General features: G+C 61.8%; 17 protein-coding genes. 5 read left to right on the top strand and 12 right to left on the bottom strand.

The window, feature by feature from the left end:
* Positions 1-2: 2 nt before the first annotated feature.
* From pgi to glgC, 5 genes are read right to left on the bottom strand one after another with little or no spacing between them, the layout of a single operon-like run.
* Positions 3-1,583: a glucose-6-phosphate isomerase gene (gene pgi, locus DARO_RS03010; protein ID WP_011286347.1), complete on the bottom strand. Its 1,581-nt coding sequence runs from the start codon at positions 1,581-1,583 to the stop codon at positions 3-5.
* Positions 1,580-4,150, bottom strand: a complete 2,571-nt coding sequence (gene glgP / locus DARO_RS03015) for an alpha-glucan family phosphorylase (protein WP_011286348.1) — start codon at positions 4,148-4,150, stop codon at positions 1,580-1,582. Before glgP ends, pgi begins: the two co-directional genes overlap by 4 nt.
* A complete protein-coding gene (locus DARO_RS03020; RefSeq protein ID WP_011286349.1) occupies positions 4,147-6,120 on the bottom strand; it encodes an alpha-amylase/4-alpha-glucanotransferase domain-containing protein in 1,974 nt (657 codons plus the stop codon). Before DARO_RS03020 ends, glgP begins: the two co-directional genes overlap by 4 nt.
* A 9-nt stretch (positions 6,121-6,129) precedes the next feature.
* A complete protein-coding gene (locus DARO_RS03025) occupies positions 6,130-7,785 on the bottom strand; it encodes a glycoside hydrolase family 57 protein (protein WP_011286350.1) in 1,656 nt (551 codons plus the stop codon).
* Complete coding sequence (gene glgC, locus DARO_RS03030) at positions 7,785-9,107, bottom strand: glucose-1-phosphate adenylyltransferase (RefSeq protein WP_011286351.1); 1,323 nt, start codon at positions 9,105-9,107, stop codon at positions 7,785-7,787. The genes DARO_RS03025 and glgC overlap by 1 nt, the downstream gene beginning before the upstream one ends.
* Positions 9,108-9,161: 54 nt before the next feature.
* Here glgC and glgB point away from each other — a divergent pair, with 54 nt between their 5' ends.
* Complete coding sequence (glgB, locus tag DARO_RS03035) at positions 9,162-11,027, top strand: 1,4-alpha-glucan branching protein GlgB (protein ID WP_011286352.1); 1,866 nt, start codon at positions 9,162-9,164, stop codon at positions 11,025-11,027.
* Between the two features lie 60 nt (positions 11,028-11,087).
* Here glgB and DARO_RS03040 read toward each other — a convergent pair whose 3' ends face one another.
* The 3 genes from DARO_RS03040 to DARO_RS03050 form a co-directional block, all read right to left on the bottom strand.
* The gene (locus tag DARO_RS03040) at positions 11,088-11,429 is read right to left on the bottom strand and encodes a hypothetical protein (protein ID WP_011286353.1); all 342 of its coding nucleotides are present in this window, start codon (positions 11,427-11,429) and stop codon (positions 11,088-11,090) included.
* A gap of 61 nt (positions 11,430-11,490) precedes the next feature.
* The gene (locus DARO_RS03045; RefSeq protein ID WP_011286354.1) at positions 11,491-11,868 is read right to left on the bottom strand and encodes a YXWGXW repeat-containing protein; all 378 of its coding nucleotides are present in this window, start codon (positions 11,866-11,868) and stop codon (positions 11,491-11,493) included.
* Between the two features lie 119 nt (positions 11,869-11,987).
* On the bottom strand, positions 11,988-12,740 hold the full coding sequence (locus DARO_RS03050) for a hypothetical protein (protein ID WP_011286355.1): 753 nt from the start codon (positions 12,738-12,740) through the stop codon (positions 11,988-11,990).
* Between the two features lie 56 nt (positions 12,741-12,796).
* Here DARO_RS03050 and DARO_RS03055 point away from each other — a divergent pair, with 56 nt between their 5' ends.
* Positions 12,797-13,486, top strand: a complete 690-nt coding sequence (locus DARO_RS03055) for a DUF1345 domain-containing protein (RefSeq protein ID WP_041224179.1) — start codon at positions 12,797-12,799, stop codon at positions 13,484-13,486.
* Between the two features lie 28 nt (positions 13,487-13,514).
* Positions 13,515-13,760 carry a hypothetical protein gene (locus tag DARO_RS03060; RefSeq protein ID WP_011286357.1) on the top strand — a complete coding sequence of 82 codons (246 nt, stop codon included), beginning with the start codon at positions 13,515-13,517 and terminating at the stop codon, positions 13,758-13,760.
* Positions 13,761-13,772: 12 nt separating this feature from the next.
* Here DARO_RS03060 and glk read toward each other — a convergent pair whose 3' ends face one another.
* Both glk and DARO_RS03070 read right to left on the bottom strand, forming a co-directional pair.
* Positions 13,773-14,702 carry a glucokinase gene (gene glk, locus DARO_RS03065; RefSeq protein WP_011286358.1) on the bottom strand — a complete coding sequence of 310 codons (930 nt, stop codon included), beginning with the start codon at positions 14,700-14,702 and terminating at the stop codon, positions 13,773-13,775.
* Between the two features lie 3 nt (positions 14,703-14,705).
* A complete protein-coding gene (locus DARO_RS03070; protein WP_011286359.1) occupies positions 14,706-15,500 on the bottom strand; it encodes a thymidylate synthase in 795 nt (264 codons plus the stop codon).
* Positions 15,501-15,660: 160 nt separating this feature from the next.
* On the opposite strand from DARO_RS03070, the gene DARO_RS03075 reads away from it, so the two are divergent.
* Entirely contained in the window at positions 15,661-17,202 is a 1,542-nt protein-coding gene (locus DARO_RS03075) for a cyclic-di-GMP receptor FimW-related protein (protein WP_011286360.1), read from the top strand.
* Here DARO_RS03075 and mog read toward each other — a convergent pair whose 3' ends face one another.
* Together mog and yjgA are read right to left on the bottom strand one after the other, a co-directional pair.
* On the bottom strand, positions 17,203-17,793 hold the full coding sequence (gene mog / locus DARO_RS03080; protein ID WP_011286361.1) for a molybdopterin adenylyltransferase: 591 nt from the start codon (positions 17,791-17,793) through the stop codon (positions 17,203-17,205).
* Positions 17,786-18,325 carry a ribosome biogenesis factor YjgA gene (gene yjgA, locus DARO_RS03085; RefSeq protein ID WP_011286362.1) on the bottom strand — a complete coding sequence of 180 codons (540 nt, stop codon included), beginning with the start codon at positions 18,323-18,325 and terminating at the stop codon, positions 17,786-17,788. Before yjgA ends, mog begins: the two co-directional genes overlap by 8 nt.
* A 68-nt stretch (positions 18,326-18,393) precedes the next feature.
* Between yjgA and pmbA the strand changes: the two genes are divergently transcribed.
* Positions 18,394-19,737, top strand: coding sequence for a metalloprotease PmbA (gene pmbA, locus DARO_RS03090; RefSeq protein ID WP_011286363.1), 1,344 nt, complete (start codon positions 18,394-18,396; stop codon positions 19,735-19,737).
* Positions 19,738-19,821 lie beyond the last annotated feature (84 nt).

Consider the following 19,821-nt stretch of genomic DNA (forward strand, 5'->3'; position numbering starts at 1 on the left):
GATTATCCTTTCAGGGCCGTGATCAGGCCGCGTGTCGAGCTGTCGAAGGCTGACAGATCGCCGTTGCCCTCGATCAGCGGGGTCAGCTGGCCGGCCAGTTGTTTGCCGAGTTCGACGCCCCATTGGTCGAAAGCATTCAGGTTCCACAGCACACCCAGGCAGAAGACCTTGTGCTCGAACAGGGCAAGCAACTGCCCCAGCGTGTAGGGATCGAGTGAGGGCAGCAGCAGGGTGTTCGACGGCTGATTGCCGGGGAACACCTTGTAGGGAATCAGGGCCTCCGGAATGCCTGCGGCACGGACTTCTTCAGCCGTTTGACCAAAAGCCAGGGCGGCGGACTGGGCCAGGCAATTGGCCAGCAGCGAGGCGTGATGGCCGGGCAGGGGGAAATCAGCTTCGCGCAGCGCCACGAAGTCGGCCGGGATGAGGTGGCCGCCCTGATGGAAGAGCTGGTAGAACGAGTGCTGGCCATTGGTGCCGGACTCGCCCCAGATCACCGGGCTGGTCGCGATGTTCAGCGGCTTGCCGTCGCGGTCGATCTGCTTGCCGTTGCTCTCCATTTCCAGTTGCTGCAGATAGGCTGGGAACAGATGCAGCGACTGACTGTAGGGCAGCATGGCCTCGGTCGAGGCACCGAGGAAATTGGTGTTCCACAGGCTGAGCAGGGCCAGCGTCAGCGGCAGGTTCTCGTCGGCCGGGGTGTCGATGAAGTGCCGGTCCATGGCCCGGGCGCCGGCCTGCAGTTGCTCGAAGTTCTTCCAGCCGATGGCGAGGGCCAGCGAGAGACCGATGGCCGACCAGATCGAGAAACGGCCACCAACCCAGTCCCAGAACTCGAAGACGTTGTCGTCGGCAATGCCGAATTGCTTGGTTAATTCGAGATTGGTCGAGATGGCGACGAAATGGCGGGCAATGGCGCTCTCCTGGCCGGCCGTGGCGAGTAGCCAGTCGCGGGCAGTGCGGGCATTGGTCAGGGTTTCCAGCGTCGTGAAAGTCTTGCTGGCGACGATGAACAGCGTGGTACGCGGGTTCAGGCTGGCGAGCAGCGGCGCGATGTCGGCGCTGTCGACATTGGCGATGAAATGCACCGCGATATCCGGTTGTTGCCGCGCCGACAGGGCCAGGGCCGCCATGCGCGGACCAAGGTCGGAGCCGCCGATGCCAATATTGACGACATCGGTGATCCGCTCGCCGGAAAAACCGCGCCAAACGCCGTTATGGATGCTTTCGCAGAACGCCTGCTGGCGGGCCAGTGCGGCACGGACTTCGGCCGGCGCCTGGTCGCCGGCACGCAAGCTCATGTGGCGGACAGCGCGGCCTTCAGTGTGGTTGATGCTCTCGCCGTCCAGCATCCTGCGGCGCCAGCCGGTGACATCGGCCGTCTCGGCATAGGCGCGGAGCAGGGCCATCGTTTCGACACTGACGCGTTGCTTCGAATAGTCGAGCAACAGGCCATCGTGGTGTAGAGAAAAAAGCTCGAAGCGCTGCGGATCGGTCGCGAACAGGTCGCGCAGATGCAGCGGGCGGATAGCCTCGGCGTGGGCGGCGAGCGCCCGCCAGGCCGGGGAGTCGATAGGGTTCATAGCCAGATCATCAATCCGGTTTCAAGAGGGTGGGTCAGTGACGCATGGGTCGGGAAGATACGGATGCGGTATTCCAGCTTGCCGCACAGTTCCGGCGTCAGTTCCAGTTGGTAGCGCATTTCGCCGTGATCGTTCTGGCCGTCGCAGGTCAGCGGGTAATGGCGGACGCGGCCGATGCCTCCGTCGCGGCCGGGTCGGCCGAACAGGGCTTCAAGCGTCACGTCTTCCGGGCGCAGGCCGTTCAGTTGCACGGCCAGTTCGATGCGGACCGAGCCGCCGAACTTCAGGCGGCGCTCCGGCGTGTCGATGCGCTGCAGTCGGACGCCCGACCAGGCGGCACGGACCTTGGCTTTCCAGTCGGCCACATTGCGGGCGACGGCAAAGTCGGCCTGCGCGAAGTGGCGACCGTGGACGGCGGCCGGCGAGTAGAACTTCTTGACGTACTCACTGACCATGCGGGTCACATTGAAGCGGGGCGAGATGGTCGAAATCGAGCGCTTCGACATCGCTACCCATTCCGGCGAATAGCCCATCGGGCCGGTCCGGTAATAGGTCGGGATGACCTGATCCTGCAGCAGTTCGTACAGCGTGCGGGCCTCTTCGGCGTCGCGTTGTACATCGCTGAGGTGGCCGGGCACCGGCTTGATGGCCCAGCCGTTGGCGATGCCGCCGTCGCCTTCGTCATAGCCTTCACCCCACCAGCCATCGAGGACCGAGAGGTTGAGTGCGCCGTTCATCGCGGCCTTCATGCCCGAGGTGCCGGACGCTTCCAGCGGGTAGATCGGATTGTTCAGCCAGACATCGACGCCGGCGACCAAAGAGCGCGACAGGTGCAGGTCATAGCCTTCGACGAGCAGGATGCGCCCTTCGAACTCCGGCAGCTTGGCCATTTCGGCGATCTTGCGGATGATCTCCTGGCCCGGCAGGTCGGCCGGATGGGCCTTGCCGGCGAACAGGAAGAGCACCGGCCGGTTGGCCTGGGTGATGATCTCGCGTAACCAGGTCGGGTCCTGGAAGAGCAGCGCGGCCCGCTTGTAGGTGGCGAAGCGGCGGGCGAAGCCGATGGTCAGGATGTTCGGGTTGTCCGGGTCGGCGTATTTGAGCAGGCGATCAAGGTGTGACGGCGAGCCCTGATTGCGGTGGTGTTGTTCGCGGATGCGTTCGCGGACCAGCTTGAGCAGCTTGGACTTCAACTGCTGGCGGATGCTCCAGTAGGTGGCATCGGGGATGTCGTCGATGCCGTGCCAGTTGCCCGGCTGGGTCTGTCTTTCCTGCCAGCCGATACCAAGATAGTGCTCGAAGGTTTCGAACCACTCCGGCGCCAGGAAGGTGGGCAGGTGGACGCCGTTGGTCACGTAGTCCATCGGATTCTCTTCCGGCAGGATTTGCGGCCAAAGGTAGCGGCAGATGTCGGCCGAAACGTCGCCATGGATGCGCGATACGCCGTTGTGGTGACGCGAGCCGCGCAGGGCCAGGGCAGTCATGTTGAAGTCTGTCTTGCCCGGTTCGGCGCCGAGGTTCATCAGATGTTCGCAACTCAGATCGAGATCATGGCACCAGGCGCTGAAATAGTTGCGGATCATTTCTTCCGGGAAATGATCGTGCCCGGCCGGCACCGGCGTGTGCGTCGTGAATACGACATTCGAGGCGACCGCTTCGAGGGCGGCGGCATAGGGCAGGCCGCCCTTGATCAGGCCGCGGATGCGTTCGAGGATCAGGAAGGCGGCATGGCCTTCGTTGACGTGCCAGACCGTTGGTTTCAGGCCAAGGGCGGCCAGGGCGCGGGTGCCGCCGACACCGAGCAGGATTTCCTGTTCGATGCGCGTCGTTTTGTCGCCGCCGTACAGGCGGTGGGTGATTTCCCGGTCGCGCGCGCTATTGATCGGCAGCCAGGTGTCGAGCAGGATCAATCGGACATGGCCGACAGTCACTTCCCAGACCTTGGCCTGGATGGTCCGGCCGGGGAAGTCGACCGCGACCAGAACTTCCCGGCCGTCGGCATCGAGCAGGGGAGTGACCGGCAGGTCATCGAAATCCGAATCGTTGTAGGTGGCCTGCTGATGGCCGTCGGCGGTCAGTGTCTGCTGGAAATAGCCTTGGCGGTAGAGCAGGCCGACGCCGATGAAGGGCAGGCCCATGTCGCTGGCCGCCTTGCAGTGGTCGCCGGCCAGGATGCCGAGACCGCCGGAATAGATCGGCAGGCTTTCGTGGAAACCGAATTCGGCGCAGAAGTAGGCAATCAGGTCGTCGTCGGCGAAGGGCTGGCCGTGCACGTGGGCCATGTTCGGCATCTCGTGGTAGGTGTCGTAGGACGAGACGACGCGATTCAGGGCGCCGAGAAAGACCGGGTCTTCGGCAATCGCTTCCAGGCGCTTCTGGTCGGCCCGCTTCAGGAAGGCCTTGGGATTGTGGTTAGTCGCCTTCCACAGTGAGTGCGACAGGCTGGCGAACAGGCCCTGGGTCGGGCGGTCCCAGCTGTACCAGAGGTTGTTGGCCAGTTCTTCGAGGCGTTCCAGACGTTCCGGCAGCAGCGGATTGACTTCGAGGTTGTAAACAGTTCCGGTCATGGTCTGGGTTCTATGTTCAGTTGGAGTTGCAGGGTCTGGCAATTGTCGGGGATGGTCCAGCCGAGCCGGAGTTCGACCGCCTGCATGATTTTCTCAAAGCCGGCTTCCGATTGGGAGACGGTTTGGTGTGGTTGGCCGTGAATTTCGCCAGCCAGGGAGGTTTGTAGCATCAATCGACCACCCAGTACCCCGTCGTCTAGGCTGAGCGTGGTGGCTGCCGGCAGGTGCAGGGGCAGCCCAAAGCCGCTGGGGATGCTGCCGTCGGCCAGCATGTAGCGGCCGAGGAAGCCATCGCAACTGGGCATGGCCAGGTTGAGTGCGGTTTCAAAGTGGTGTCCGGCCAGACCGTTCAGTTGCCAGGTAATGGCCACTGTTGAATCCTCCAGCGTGTACGTCTTGGTGATGTGCGGGCGGGCAAAGCTGAGCGAGCCTTCGGCCTGGACGTAATCGCCCAGTGTGGCGCCATCCAGTTTGTCCAGCCAGAGAGCGCGCGGCAGGGCATCCGGCACGATGTCTTCAGCGCTGATCGGATGTTTGAAGCGGACGATGTCGTGGGCCGAGGCGATGCCTTCGCCGCTATGCTCGCTCGGGCCGTGGGCGATCTTGTCGTGATAGTGCTCGTGGTAGCGGCGCAGCGTATCGCCGAAATTGTGCTTCAGCGGGTAGCTGCTCAACTCGTGGGCAGTCGCCAGGCCATCGTTGCGGATGACGACTTGCAGGGCGGCCGTATGAGCGATGGTTTCCGTTTTACCGTCGAAATCGAGGTCGACCGAGGCAAGGGCCGGGCGGAGATGCTGGGCGTCGAGTTCGGCTTCGAGGGCAATGATGTTGTTCCACACGGCGCGCCGCAGGTGGGGCAGGTAGAGCCCGCCAAACAGGCCGTGCCAGTAGGCGTCGTTGGCCTGGGCGCGGTAAAGCTCGTCGACCAGTGCCTGCGGCGGATTGGCGATTTCGCCGAGGCGTGCCGACAGGCCCTGCATGCGTTTGTGCATCCAGTTGGCTTCCGGATAACGGGTCAGGAAGTTGCGCCAGATTCCGCCGCGCAGGAAAGGCCGGTGCAGATCGCCGCGCCCGGCGGCTTTTTCGGTGGCGAGGAAGGATGAGTAGATGCCGGCGGCAGGCATCGGCAACGTCCATTCGTTCATCTCGCTGTACGACGTGGTTGGCAAATAGACGATGCCGCGTGTCACGTTGTTGGCGTGAAAATCGGCGTAGGTGCCCGTGCGGATTTTCGGGCTGGCCAGCACGCCTTCGATCAGCGCCTTCAGCCAGCCACGGTTGTAGACCCAGTCGTAGGTTTCCGGCCAGATGCCGAATTTCTCGATGTCGTCGAAGTAGATGGCGGCGGCTTGGTTACGGTCGGCCAGGCTTTCGAGGTAAGCGATCACTTCGTGCGCAGGCGAGAAAGGCAGGCGATAACGCAGCGCTTCGGAAATCGGGAAAAGGTCGAGCCGGGTGCCATCTTCCTCGGTGCTGAAGAAGCTGTCGAGCTCATCGGCCGCTTTGCCGGTGCAGAAAAAATGGTAATCATCGACCGTGACATAGCGGATGCCGGTCTCGGCCAGCGCTGGCACGACGGAGGACTCCCAGACGCGTTCGGTCAGCCAGGCACCGGTCGGTTTGACATCGGTCCATCCGGTCAGCTTGTCGTTCAGGGTTTTCAGTTGCCCGACGCGGTCACGATGCGGAATGGCCGCCAGCACCGGTTCGGTGTCGCCGGAGCTGAACAGTTCGACCTGGCCGCGCTTGACCATGTCGGCCAATAGAGCCATGTCGGCCGGGTGGCGTTCGCGCAGCCAGTCGAGCAGCCAGCCGGAGAAATGGACAGCGAAGCGGAAGTCGGGATAGGCGTGCAGGGTTTCCAGAAAAGGCCTGTAGCAGCGCTGGTGGGCGTCTTCAATGACTTCCGGAAAGTTGCCGACCGGCTGGTGGGCATGCACGCCAAGGAGCAGGGTAACTGCGTGAGTCATGGTGATTTCTTAGGTGGCGCGGCGCATGGTGCCGCCACTTTCTGGCTCGCCGCCGCCTTTGCTGATCGGGTGATCAAGGCTGGCTGCCAGGGGCAGGTTGAGCAGGCGATAGAGCGCCTTCAGGTTTTCGCGGAACAGCATGTCGAAGCAGGCGACCGATTGCGGCGAGTTGTAGTCACCTAGCCACCAGAACCAGTCCGAACTCTCGCAGATGGCCAGCCGGCGCAGGACTTCGTGGCGGGTTTCGTCGCTCAGCCGTTCGCCGTCCAGCGCCCGGTCGGCACATTGCTTGATGTCGCAAAGCATTTCCCAGGCGCGGTTCTTGTCCGGATTGCCGATCCACGTCGATAGCGTGCCGAAGACCCAGCTGCCTGCCGTCAGACGAGGCAGGCGAGCCCGGCGCTCATGCTGGCTGGCGGCAGCTTCGGACAGTGTAACGGTACGAATGCCCGGATTCTTGCTCAGGGCGTCGTAGAGGTCGGAGAAGAAGTACCAGCCGTTGTACGGGTAGTATTCCCAGGCATTTTCGCCGTCGAGAAAGACCGGGATCAAATTGCGGTCATCCTGCAGGTGCAAGGCTTTCAACTCCGTCATGAAATGCTGGGCGGCATCGCGGCCGTGCCACTTGGCGTATTCGAAGCCGATCAAGTCTGACAGATGTTCGTTACGGAAAAATAACGTGATATCGCCGGGGATACCCTCCGGCGCCTGCCAGGCGACGGTGGTGCGGGCGTCGTTGCCGGCGGAGTGCCTGAGGACGCCCTGGCTGCTGGCTGTCCAGCGAAAGCCCGACTCGGCGATTTGTTTCAGGAAGGGCATCGACAAGGCCCCTTCGGCCGGCCACAGTCCTGCCGGCGTTTGCTGGAAGCGGCGGTGATGGCTTTCCCTGGCCTCGCCCAGATGGGCCTCGACCCGCGAACGGCCACCGGGATATTCGGGCGCGGCTGGCAATGGGCAGTCGGGCAGGGCTTCGCGGGCGGCATTGAAGTCGATCATCAACGGTGCCAGCGGATGCGTGCCTGGCGTACAACTGAGTTCAACCTGGCCGCGTTCGGCCAGGGCACGGTAACGCGGGATAATGCCCTGGATGGCATGGCCGAGTTCGGCCAGCAAGGCCTGCCGTTCGTCAAAGCTGAAGGCGCTGCCCTTGGCCATCAGTTCAGGGATGACCGTGCCGCTGCGGCGCAGGCTTTCGCCGCACCAGGCCAGCAGGTACCAGGTGGCCAGATCGGCAAAATAATGCCCGGACAGGTAGTTCAGTCCATTGCCGTCATGGGCGCGAACGAAATCCAGCAGGTCGCGCAAGCGCCGGTAGGGGGCGAAGGGTTCGAGCATGGTCGGCGCGTGGCAACGGAAGGCCATGTCGAGCAGCCAGTCGCGGTCGGCTGGCGAGAGTTGCTCCGGATCGGCGCTGTCGGCAATGCGCAACAGCGGGTCGCGCCACTGATGGCTGTCGAACTGATCGGCGTAATCCTCGATCTGGTCGAGCAGCACCGGCACAAAATTGACGGTGCAGCGCACATTCGGATGGCGCTCCAGATGCGCCGCCATGTCGGTGTAGTCCTTGATGCTGTGCAGGAACACCCAGGGCAGCAGGAATTCCCCGCTGTCCGGGTGCCGGTAGTCCGGCTGGTGCATGTGCCAGAGAAAAGCCAGATCTGCCATCAGCGACCTTCAGCGGCGCCCTGGCCGAGCATTTCGGCCGTGACCAGCGTGATGCCCTTGGGGCTGACATGGAAGCGCTTGCGGTCCTCTTCCGGATCGACGCCGATGACCATGCCCTCGGGAATCCGGCAGTGCTTGTCGATAACGCAGCGCTTGAGCACGGCGTGGCGGCCGATGTCGACGTCGGGCAAGACCACGGAATCCTCGACACTGGCCCAGCTATGCACATTGACGCTGGAAAAGAGCAGCGAACGCTTCACGCTGGCGCCGGAAATGATGCAGCCGCCAGCGATCAGCGAATCGACCGCCGTGCCGCGCCGGTCTTCGTCGTCGAAAACAAACTTGGCGGGCGGTATTTGCTCCTGATAGGTCCAGATCGGCCAGTCGCGGTCGTAGACATTGAGTTCCGGCGTGACCTTGGTCATTTCCATATTCGCCTCCCAGTAGGCGTCGATGGTCCCGACATCGCGCCAGTACGGTCGGTGATTGTCGCTGCCGACGCAGGAGTCGGCGAAGCGGTGGGCGAATACCCGGTAGCGGGGAACGATGTAGGGAATGATGTCCTTGCCGAAGTCCCGGTTGGAGCCCTTGGTCATCGCATCGCGTTCCAGTTGCTCGAACAGGAATTTGGTGTTGAAGATGTAGATGCCCATCGAGGCGAGCGCCCGATCAGGCTGACCGGGAATGGCGGGCGGGTTTTGCGGTTTCTCGACAAAGTCGATCACCCGATCCTGTTCGTCGACGCCCATCACCCCGAATTCGCGGGCCTCGTCCAGTGGCACGTCAATGCAGGCGACCGTCATGTCGGCATGATGCTTGACGTGGTGGGCCAGCATGCGGCCGTAGTCCATCTTGTAAATATGGTCGCCAGCGACGACCAGGATGTGATCCGGCTGATAGCGGCGCAGGAAATGCAGGTTCTGGTACACCGCATCAGCCGTGCCTTGGTACCACTGCGTTTCGTCGATCTGCTGCTGGGCCGGCAGGAGCTGGATGAACTCGTCGAAACGGCCGTCGAGGAAGCTCCAGCCGCGCTGGATGTGGCGGATCAGGCTGTGCGCCTTGTACTGCGTGGCAACGCCGATCTTGCGGATGCCGGAATTGACGCAGTTGGACAGCGTGAAGTCGAGGATGCGGAACTTGCCGGCAAAAGGCACGGCCGGCTTGGAGCGGAAATCGGTCAGTTGCTTCAGTCGGGTGCCCCGGCCCCCGGCCAGGATGATGGCGAAGGTATTGCGCGTCAGATGACTGATGAAGCGCATATCGGTCTGTTCCCGCATTTCGCAATAGGGCTGATGCGGACAGCTTGTGCTCATGGGCATGGCGGACCTCCCTGGTCACTGTTTTGGCTTATGATACTGCGGTAAGGGGGCCCTATGCAGCATGCCGACGCACTTTATCTGTTCAACGAAGGCCGAAACAATCAGGCTTATCGATTGCTCGGCGCTCACGCCGATATTTCCGGCACCACCTTCCGGGTCTGGGCACCAAACGCCAGCCGGGTTTCGGTGGTTGGCGATTTCAACGGTTGGCATGGCGATGTGCACCAACTGCATCCGCTGGGCGAATCCGGCGTTTGGGAAATTGCTGTCGCCGAGGCGCATACTGGCAACCTTTATCGCTTCGAAATCACCAATCGCCACACCGGCGACAAGCTGATCAAGAGCGACCCCTATGGCCGTGGCTTCGAACTGCGCCCGGGCTCGGCAGCCTATGTCGTGCCACCGTCGATGCACGTCTGGGGCGACGCCGACTGGCTGCAGCAACGCGCCGGCTGGGACTGGCAGCAGGCCCCGGTCAATATCTACGAAGTGCATCCCGGTTCGTGGATGCGCCACCCCGACGGCAAGCCCTATCTTTGGGGAGAGCTGGCTGAGCGACTGATTCCCTACGCGCTGGCGCAGGGCTACACCCACCTCGAACTGCTGCCGATCACCGAGCATCCGCTCGACGAGTCCTGGGGCTACCAGACGACCGGCTATTTCGCACCGACCTCGCGCTACGGCTCGGCCGACGAGCTACGTGCCTTCGTAGACGCCTGCCACCAGGCAGGTCTGGGCGTGCTGCTTGACTGGGTGCCCGGCCATTTCCCGCAGGACGACTGGGCCCTGGCCCGCTTCGACGGCACGGCGCTTTACGAACACGAAGACCCGCGCCTCGGCCTGCATGCCGACTGGGGGACGCATATCTTCAACTACGGTCGGCACGAGGTGCGCAGTTTCCTGATGTCGTCGGCCCACTGGTGGCTGTCCGAATTCCATTTCGATGGCCTGCGCGTCGACGCCGTGGCCTCGATGCTTTATCTCGACTATTCACGCAAACATGGCGAATGGCTGCCCAACAAGTTCGGCGGGCGGGAAAACCTGGAAGCCATCGACTTCCTGAAACAGCTCAATGCCATGGTGCACGGCGATTTCCCCGGGGCACTGACCATTGCGGAAGAATCGACGGCCTGGCCGATGGTTTCCCGGCCGACCTATGTCGGCGGCCTTGGTTTCTCGATGAAATGGAACATGGGCTGGATGAACGACAGTCTGCGCTATTTTCATCGCGACCCGATCTACCGCCGCTGGCACCACAGCGAACTGACCTTCGGGCAGATTTACGCCTACAGCGAAAACTACGTGCTGCCTTTCTCGCATGACGAAGTGGTGCACGGCAAAGGCTCGCTACTCGGCAAGATGCCTGGCGATACCTGGCAACGCTACGCCAACCTGCGCCTGCTGCTCGCCTGGCAGGTCCTGACGCCGGGCAAGAAGCTGATGTTCATGGGGTGTGAGTTCGGCCAGCAAGGCGAATGGTCCGAAGGTCGCGAACTCGACTGGGGCTCGCTGGCCAATCCGGAAAATGCTGCCGCACAACGCCTGTCAGCCGATCTCAATCGCCTGTATCGCGACTTGCCGGCGCTGCACACCCAGGATTTCAGCGCCCTCGGCTTCGAGTGGATCGACTGCAACGACAGCGAGCACTCGGTGCTGTCGTGGCTGCGTTGGGGCAAGGATGGCAGCTTTGTCGTCGTCGTCTTCAACTTCACGCCCGTGCCGCAACCCGCCTATCGTCTCGGCGTTCCCGAGGCGGGCACCTATGTCGAACTGCTCAATACCGATTCCGCCTTCTACGGCGGCAGCAACCTCGGTAACGGCGGTGCGCTAACTGCAACCAAAGGTGAGTGGATGGGCCGTCCGGCCAATCTGGAAGTGACCATCCCGCCACTGGGGGCGGTGGTCTTGCGGCGCGAGTGAGCGGGTAGGTCAGGCGTGGGCCATCGGTATGACCAGGCGCCATGCCTTGAGTATCGAACGCTATTCGTTCAGACCACGTAACTGAGCCTCGGCCCAGAGAGCCCCGGCAAAAGCCTTCCAGGCCGGACCGCCATGGCTTTCGATCCCTTGTCCGGCGCTCTTGGTCATGGTTTTGAGCATGATTCCCGCCAGGCCAAACAGGTCGACCTTGGCCATCAGCCGGTAGTCGACCGGGCTATTCGACGCGACTTTCAGATCTTCGGCCAGATGGTCGAATGCTTCCCTGGCCAGCGCCCGGACCGCAGCCTGGTCCGACCAGTCGATACCCAGCACAATGCCTTTGCGGACAATCTCGGCTTCAATTTCCTCGGTATCCTTTGCGTAGTGGTCAAAACCGCTCATATTGTTCCTTTGGGATGGTCGGCCATGCGGGTAGTCGCATCAATGCGCGGCGATGGGTGGTCTATCGCCAGTCGCGACGGTCATGACGGTCGTGATCGTCATGGTCGTGGTGTCCGCGGTGTTCTTCCCAGCCACCCCCCTGCAGGCGCCAGCGGCCATTGTCCTGTTCCCAGCGGTGCGGTACCCATTGTTGTCCCGGGCGTGGTGCTTCCCAGCGTCCCGGAACCCATTCGTGTCGATTGCCAGCCCAGTTCCAGAAGCCGTTGATCCAGACCTGGCCAACGACGGGGGGCGCCCCCATGTATTCAACTCGTGGCGGTGGCGGAGCGACCATGACCGGCTCACGGTAGTAGGGCCGGCTCATCGGCGCGGGCGCCACGACGCAACCGGAAAGAATGATGGCGGCGGCGATGCCGGTCAGCGCAAATTTCATTTTCATTTGAATCCTCAGCGAGGGGTGTTCGGTCAGACGATAGTGATGTTTATACCGCGATCGGCATGCTGGCCGAACGGGTTTTACGAATTGTTTCAACCGGGATTGGCGTGTGGCAGGGGAGCCTAGAAACGCATCCCCAAGGAAATACGTGTCTGGTTGTCGAGCGAAAAATTCACCTTGTGATCCCGCGCCAGGCGAACGAATACCTCCTGGTAATCGTAAGTCAGCGCCAGCCCCTTGCCCGATACCGATGGATCATCCGGGCTCGCCCGGCCGTGCTTTTCGAACAGGTCGAGGGTCAGGCGTTGATCCTGCTCAGCTTGATAGCGGGCCACCACATGGGTAACGACTTGCTCGGTATGCAGACGGTTGTCTTTGACTGTATAAAGTGAAAGGTTGGTGCTTGGCAGCAGACGGATGCCCAGGCCATAGACAACGGAATCGTTGGGGTCGAAATTCAGGTTGTAGTAATCCTTGGCATTGGTCCGGCCCAGCCCCAGCAAGGCATAGACAGCAGAGCCCAGTTCCAGGTTGACCGCGCCGCCGGCAAAACCGTGGCTAGCCCACTGGAACGAGGGCACCAGCTTGGCATAATCCGACGCCAGGGTCAGTTCATAGCCACTCCGTGTCTGCTCGAACTCGCTGCCGCGCTGGTAGTAGCCCAGCCAGACCGCATGCGGGCCATGGTTTGCCCGCAAATTGACGTCCACTGCCGAGTGCTGATTGCTGGTCGCGTAATATGAAGGCGTCAGCTTGAACGCCCATTCGCTGGCGTCGTCGGCTGGTTGCTCAGCCCCGCCGGGGCGCGAAGCATCGGCGTTCGCGCCAAAGGCAACGAGCAGCAGGGGCAGCAAAAGGGCATGTTTATTGTTCATCGCTGCCTATGATAACAATCGAATATGATTGGATAGATGAACGGACCACATTTCAGATGACCGATAGCGTTTCCTTGCCCAGCCGGTATCCGGCCATTGTCCGGGTGATTCTGGCTCGCCCACGCCTGGCCGTCAGCGTCCTGTCCGGCCTGCTGGTGGGGTGGTTGATTCCCGAGAGCCTTGTCCAGCATGGGGTCACGCGGGCGATTGTCGGGTGGAATATCGGTGCCTGCCTCTATCTGGCCCTGGCCGCCCACATGATGTTCTGGTCGTCCCATGAACGGATGCGGGCCCGGGCCGGACAGCAGGATGAGGGACGCCGGCTGATCCTGGCGATGGTCATTGTCGCAGCCCTGGTTTCCCTGGGGGCGACCGTGGCTCAACTGAGCGTTGCCAAGGATTTGTCGGGAAGTGCCAAGTTCGCTCATGTCGCCCTGGCTGCATTGACGATTCTGACCGCATGGGCGTTCACCCAAACCATGTTTGCCCTCCATTACGCTCATGACTACTACACAGCTGAAGATGGTAGACAGCGCGGGGGGCTGGAGTTCCCCGGTGGGCATGCCCCTGACTATGGTGATTTCCTGTATTTCGCCTGCGTCATCGGCACCTCGGGGCAAACTGCCGACGTCAGCTTCACTGGCCGATCAATGCGCCGAACCGGTCTGCTCCATTGCGTTCTGGCCTTTTTCTTCAACACTACGGTCCTTGCCCTGACGATTAACATCGCTTCCGGGTTGATCTGACCGCCCATATTTCCAAGGTTGCATCATCGTGTCGACATCGAAACTCTTGAAGCGCTGTCTCGCGCTACTGCTAACCAGCCTGCTTTTCGGTTGCACCCTGCTGTCGTCGTGGCACTGGGAAAAGAGCGGGGCGAGCGAGGCTGAGTATTCGTTCGATGAAGCACAATGCAAGGCCAAGACCTATGCCGGCAATGACGGGACGGTGACCAATGCGACCGTTCGGAGGATGCACGGCTGCATGGAGGCCAAGGGCTGGCGAAAGGCGCCGAACTAAGCGTTGGCGGGATCAGTCTTGTTGGGCGGCTCGCGCCAATGTGCCGCGCAGGCCGAGGTCTTCCACGGTCAGCAGCCGGATGGGCATGCTCTTGACCAGTTCGCTGTGCTCGCGTTTGGCCAGGAAGGCTGCCGTGAAGGAGCTGGCATCGATGTGAGGCAATAGTTTGGCGGCGATGCCGCCGGCCAGATAGACGCCGCCTCGGGCCAGCCAGTGCATGGCGAGGTCGCCGGCGAAGGCGCCATAGCATTCAAGCCAGAGCTGTAACGCCGCATTGGCTGACGGATCGATACCGGCGAGGGCGGCTCGTCCGATTTCCTCCGGTGCACGCGTTTGACCGGAAAGGAAAGCAAAAATCCGTGACAGGCCAGGGCCGGAAACGATGTCTTCGACAGTAACCCGGCCGTTTTGAGCCAGTAGCCAGGCCCAGAGTTCGCCTTGCTGTGCGGTTTGCGGCGAGAAGCCGAAGTGACCGCCTTCGCCGGGGATGACGCGATAACGGTCGCTTTCCCAGATCAGCCCGGCCACGCCGAGGCCAGTGCCGGCGCCGAGAATGACACGCGGGGCGTGTTCTTCGGGCTGGCCGGTGTGCAGGGTCAGGATGTCCTGGTCGTCGACCAAGGGTAGGCCGTTCGCAGCAGCGGCAAAATCGTTGATCAGTGAGACGCGGCCGATGGCGAACTTTTGCTCCAGCTCGCTGGCGGTCAGTTGCCAGGGCAGGTAGGTCAGCTTGGCATGGCGCCCATCGGTTGGGCCGGCGACGCCGAAGCAGGCGGTATTGATGGCCGGGTGCCCGGCGATAAATTCAGCCAGCAGGTCGTCGAAGCTGGCGTAATCCAGGCTGGCGTAGCGTTGCTGGCGGACAATCTCGATGCGGCCATCAATCACTTCGGCCAGTGCCAGCAGCGTCTTGGTGCCGCCGAGATCGCCGCCGAGCAGCATTGCTTAAACGGCCACCGGGGCCGGGATGTGCGGGTGCGGGTCGTAGCCTTCGAGGCGGAAATCCTCGAAGCGGAAGGCGAACAGGTCCTTCACTTCCGGATTGATCCACATGGTTGGCAGGGGGCGGGTGTCGCGGGAAAGCTGTAGTTTTGCCTGCTCGAAGTGGTTCGAGTAAAGATGAGCGTCGCCAAAGGTATGGACGAATTCGCCTGGCTGGTAGCCGCAAACCTGCGCCAGCATCATCGTGAACAGGGCATAGGAGGCGATGTTGAATGGCACGCCGAGGAAAATGTCGGCGCTGCGCTGGTAGAGCTGGCAGGACAGCTTGCCGTTTGCGACGTAAAACTGGAAAAGGCAGTGGCAGGGTGGCAGGGCCATGTTGTCCACATCGCCGGGGTTCCAGGCGGAGACGATGTGGCGGCGGGAATCCGGATTGTTCTTCAGGCTGTTGACCAGTTGCGTGATCTGGTCGATGACGCGGCCGTCCGGCGTTTCCCAGCGGCGCCACTGCTTGCCGTAGACCGGGCCGAGATCGCCGTTTTCATCGGCCCATTCGTCCCAGATCTTGACGCCGTTTTCCTGCAGGTACTTGATGTTGGTGTCGCCCTGGATGAACCACAGCAGTTCGTGGATGATCGATTTCAGGTGCAGCTTCTTGGTCGTCATCACCGGGAAGCCCTGGCTCAGGTCAAAGCGCATCTGCCAGCCGAAGACGGAGCGCGTGCCAGTGCCGGTACGGTCGGATTTGTCATTGCCGTTGTCCAGCACGTGGCGCATCAGGTCGAGGTAGGGCTGCATCGGGTCGGTCTTTCAGGCGATCAATTAATCGTCTTATTTTACATGGTGGACCGAGGCCCATGGGGCGGGAGCCGTAGCGATTGGGGCGATCAGGAAATAGCTCACGCCAGGAGTTGATATATCGGTCTAAACTGCCGAAAAGTTTTTTAGCGGAGTGATAGTGCTGAATAAGGTGGCCAATCTTGGCGGGCTGTTTGCCCAGAAAGCGGATCATCCGCTGGCGGATTTGCGCGAATTGCGGAAAGTTCTCAGCGAAATTCCCAAGGACAATGCGTTCAAGGCGCTTGATGAACTGGCCGGCTGGCTGGAATCCCTGGCCGGGGTGGATGGTTTTCCGGCGGATCGCCGTTATGAAGTCGTTCTGCAACTGGACGAGGCGGCTCAGCCGCACCTGAAGCGCCTGGCGCGGGAGTATTTCCAGACACGCCTGTCGCGCTCGGAAGAGCAGCGCCTGTGGTCGATCAACTACGGTTTCTGGACATTGCTGGCGGCAGCGTACGAGCGTTGCTTGCTGTCCGTGGCAGAAAAACCGCGGCCGAGCGAGTTGGCAAAGACCGCTTTGCCTGTCTTGCCCATTCGTCTGATCGCCGCGTTGCGTCAGATGCTGAAATGGGAGCAGTTCCACTACGGCCCATCGCGCGGCGAACTCTGGCGCCGTCTGGGTTTTGCCTTGTTGGCAGCGGACGAGGCGGGACAGGCGAGCCGTGCAGTCTCGCTGCCAGGGAAAAGCGGAACGACATCGGCCGATCTCGAGTACCAGAAAGCCATGGTCTTTCAGGCGGCATCGCTGGATAGCCTGCTGCCGCTGGAAATCGAACTGGCCGAACGTCTGATTGCGCATTTCCTGCCGGGATTCGTCTTTGGCGCCCATGTTCATATCGACAGCGTCTATTGGTCTGATCTGGTGTTGCCGCAGCCGCCTTTGCGTTTGGCCCAGATGCCGGCGCAAGCCGTGCCGACCCAGCGTTTCCTCAAGCCCGGTCTGGCGCACGAAGCGATGCTCGCCTTGCTCGGCGAGTTGGAGCGCGGAGGAGATATGCCCCCGGAGATCGACCTTGGCGGACTGTATCAGGTCAAGCTGCTGGTCAAGGTGCTACGCCATCTTGCGGCGTATCTTGCCCCCATCCCGCCGCAGCGCCAGTTCGATCGGCATCGGGTCAAGCACCGGATGTCGGTGCTGCACGGTCTGGTCAATGCCTTCGTGGTGTTTTCCGGTGAATTCGGCGGTCGGCCGGCCGGCTTGCCGGTTGAAAGCTGGGTGGTGGAGAACGTTAGCCGGGGTGGTTTCGGCGCGGTGCTCGGGAATGTGCCTGGCGAATGGTTGAAGGTCGGAGCCCTGATCGCCATGCAGCCCGAGGGTGGTGAAAACTGGCTGGTTGGCGTGATAAGGCGCTATCGCCGGGCTTCGGAAAGTGAATCGCGCATTGGCATTCAGGCGATTGCGCGTCAGGCGGTTTCAGTGGAATTAAGGATACGGACGGCTTCCAGCTATGCGTCTGCGGCCAGTATTCCCGCGTTGATGCTGCTCGATGGCAATGAGCCGGGTGAGCTGCGGGTGATTCTGCCGCCAATGACCTTCGATGCCCGCGAGAGCATGGAGTACGCCAGCGAGGGGCGGCGTTATGTGCTGACCCCGGTGGCTCTGGTCGAGCAGACTGGCGATTTCGAACTGGTCCGTTACCGCCAGAGCGTGCTCGGCTGATTACGGCTGTTTGGCCCGAATCGCCGATTTGGGCCGGAAGGCCTTGATCACGGCTTCGTTGGTTTCGGCGTAAGGGCCGCCGATCAGGTCGATGCAGTAAGGCACAGCGGCAAAGATGCCGACGTGCGTCACCTTGCCGTCGGCGTCGCGAACGCCTTCCAGCGTTTCCTTGATCGATTTCGGCTGGCCAGGCAGGTTGATGATCAACGCTTGCTTGCGGATCACGGCGACTTGCCGCGACAGGATGGCAGTCGGCACAAAGTTCAGGCTGATCCGCCGCATTTCCTCGCCGAAGCCCGGCATCTCCTTGTCGGCGATGGCCAGCGTTGCTTCCGGCGTCACATCGCGCAGCGCCGGTCCGGTGCCACCGGTGGTCAGCACCAGATGGCATTGGCGTTCATCGACCAGTTCGACCAGCGTGCGCTCGATCGTTGGCTGATCGTCGGCGATCAGTCGGGTTTCGACGCGCCACGGGGTGGTCAGGGCCGACGAGAGCCATTCCTGCAACGCGGGGATGCCCTTGTCCTCATAAACGCCGGTTGAAGCGCGGTCGCTGATCGAAACCAGACCGACGACCAATTCCTCATTCATCGTCGGCTTCCTCTTCCGCCTCAGGTGTGCCTTGCCTGTCCAGCTCCTGCAGCACTTGGAAGATGGCCCGGAAGTTTTTCGGCGGCTTGTTGTTTTCCTGCTCCTTCAGCGCATTACGGCGTAACTGGCGCATGTGCTGGAGATCGAGCGAGGGCCAGATGGCGGCGATTTCGGCCAGGAAGGACTCGTCTTCAAGCAGCCGGGTGCGGAAGCGCTCCAGCCGATGCAGACGGGCCGTTTCGGCCGACGATTCGCCGCGCAGCATGGCCAGGCCAGCCCGGATCGGTTCGTCGTCGACGCCGCGCATCAGCTTGCCGAGATACATCACCTGCCGGCGATGGGCGCCGTGTGCGGTGATTTTCTGGCATTCGCGGACGGCTTCGAAAATATTTTCGGGCAGGTTGATCTTCTTCAACTGGCCAACGGAAAGCTCGACCAGTTCTTCGCCGAGATCGCGCAACTCATGCATCGCCTCCTTCTTCTTGGTCTTGGAAGGACGGCCGGTGTCTTCGGTGAAATCTTCTTCATGCATGGTTTGCGTCCGGTGCGGGCAATAACGGGCTGTTATGATAGCGACTTTCCCGCCCTGATGCCCCCTCCATGTCCGAAACCGCCGCATTTTCCTATCCCTTTGCCACCCTGCAGCAGCTTGCCGACGATGTGCTCAAGCACGCCAAGGTCAAGGGGGCGACGGCCTGTGAAGTCGATGTCTCCGAAGGCTTCGGGCAATCGGTGACGGTGCGTTGCGACGAGGTTGAAACCATCGAGTTCAACCGCGACAAGGGCATCGGCATCACGATCTACTCCGGCCAGCGCAAGGGTTACGCCAGCACCTCCGATTTTTCCGCCCAAGCCTTGCGCGAAACTGTTGAGGCGGCACTCGATATCGCCCGCTTCACGGCCGAGGACGATTGCGCCGGGCTGGCTGATGCAGCGCTGATGGCCAAGGATTTTCCCGATCTCGATTTGTATCACCCTTGGGCGTTGACCGTCGAAGAAGCGATCGAGACGGCTCGTCGCTGCGAGCAGGCGGCTTTCGATGCCAGTCCGCTGGTCAGCAATTCGGAAGGCGCATCGATTTCGACGCAGCAGGCCCATTTCGTCTCGGCCAACAGCCTGGGCTTCATGGGGGGCTATCCGACCTCACGCCATTACATCTCGTGCTCGGTGATTTCCGGCGAGCAGGATGCGATGCAGCGCGACGACTGGTACACCACGCATCGCGACGCCAGTCGGCTGGATGACGCGGCGCAGGTTGGCCGCATTGCCGCGGAACGTGCCGTTGCCCGTCTGGGTGGTCGCAAGGTCAAGACCGGCGAATTCCCTATCATTCTCGAAGCGCCACTGGCCGGTGGCCTGCTCGGCAGCCTGGTGCATGCCGCCAGCGGGGGGGCGCTCTACCGCAAGTCCTCTTTCTTGCTCGACCAGTTGGGCAAGAAAATCATGCCGGACTTCGTGCAAATCGCCGAACGGCCGCATATCAAGTGCGGCCTGGGCAGCGCTTCCTTCGACAGCGACGGTGTGGCGACGCGCGACCGCGACGTGGTTAGCAACGGCATCCTGCAAGGCTATTTCCTGAGTACCTACACCGCCCGCAAGCTGGGCATGCAGACGACGGCGAATGCCGGCGGCAGCCACAATCTGATCATCCAGCCCGGCAACCTTGATCTCGACGGCCTGCTGGCCCAGATGGGCCGTGGACTGCTGGTCACCGAGTTGCTCGGCCAGGGCATCAACTACGTAACCGGCGACTATTCGCGCGGTGCGGCGGGCTACTGGGTTGAGGACGGCAAGATCGCCTATCCGGTCGAGGAAATCACCATTGCCGGCAATCTCAAGGACATGCTGGCCGGCATTGTCGCGGTTGGTAACGACGTGCAGATACGGGGCAGCAAGATTACCGGTTCGATCATGATCAACCGGATGACTGTGGCTGGCGAATAAGCGCGTGCATTAGGGTTTTCCGCAAGTCGTTATCGTTGAAGATTTGGCTAGAATGGAATAGCTACATTCTGACGTGCCCAACGA

The organism is Dechloromonas aromatica RCB, assembly GCF_000012425.1.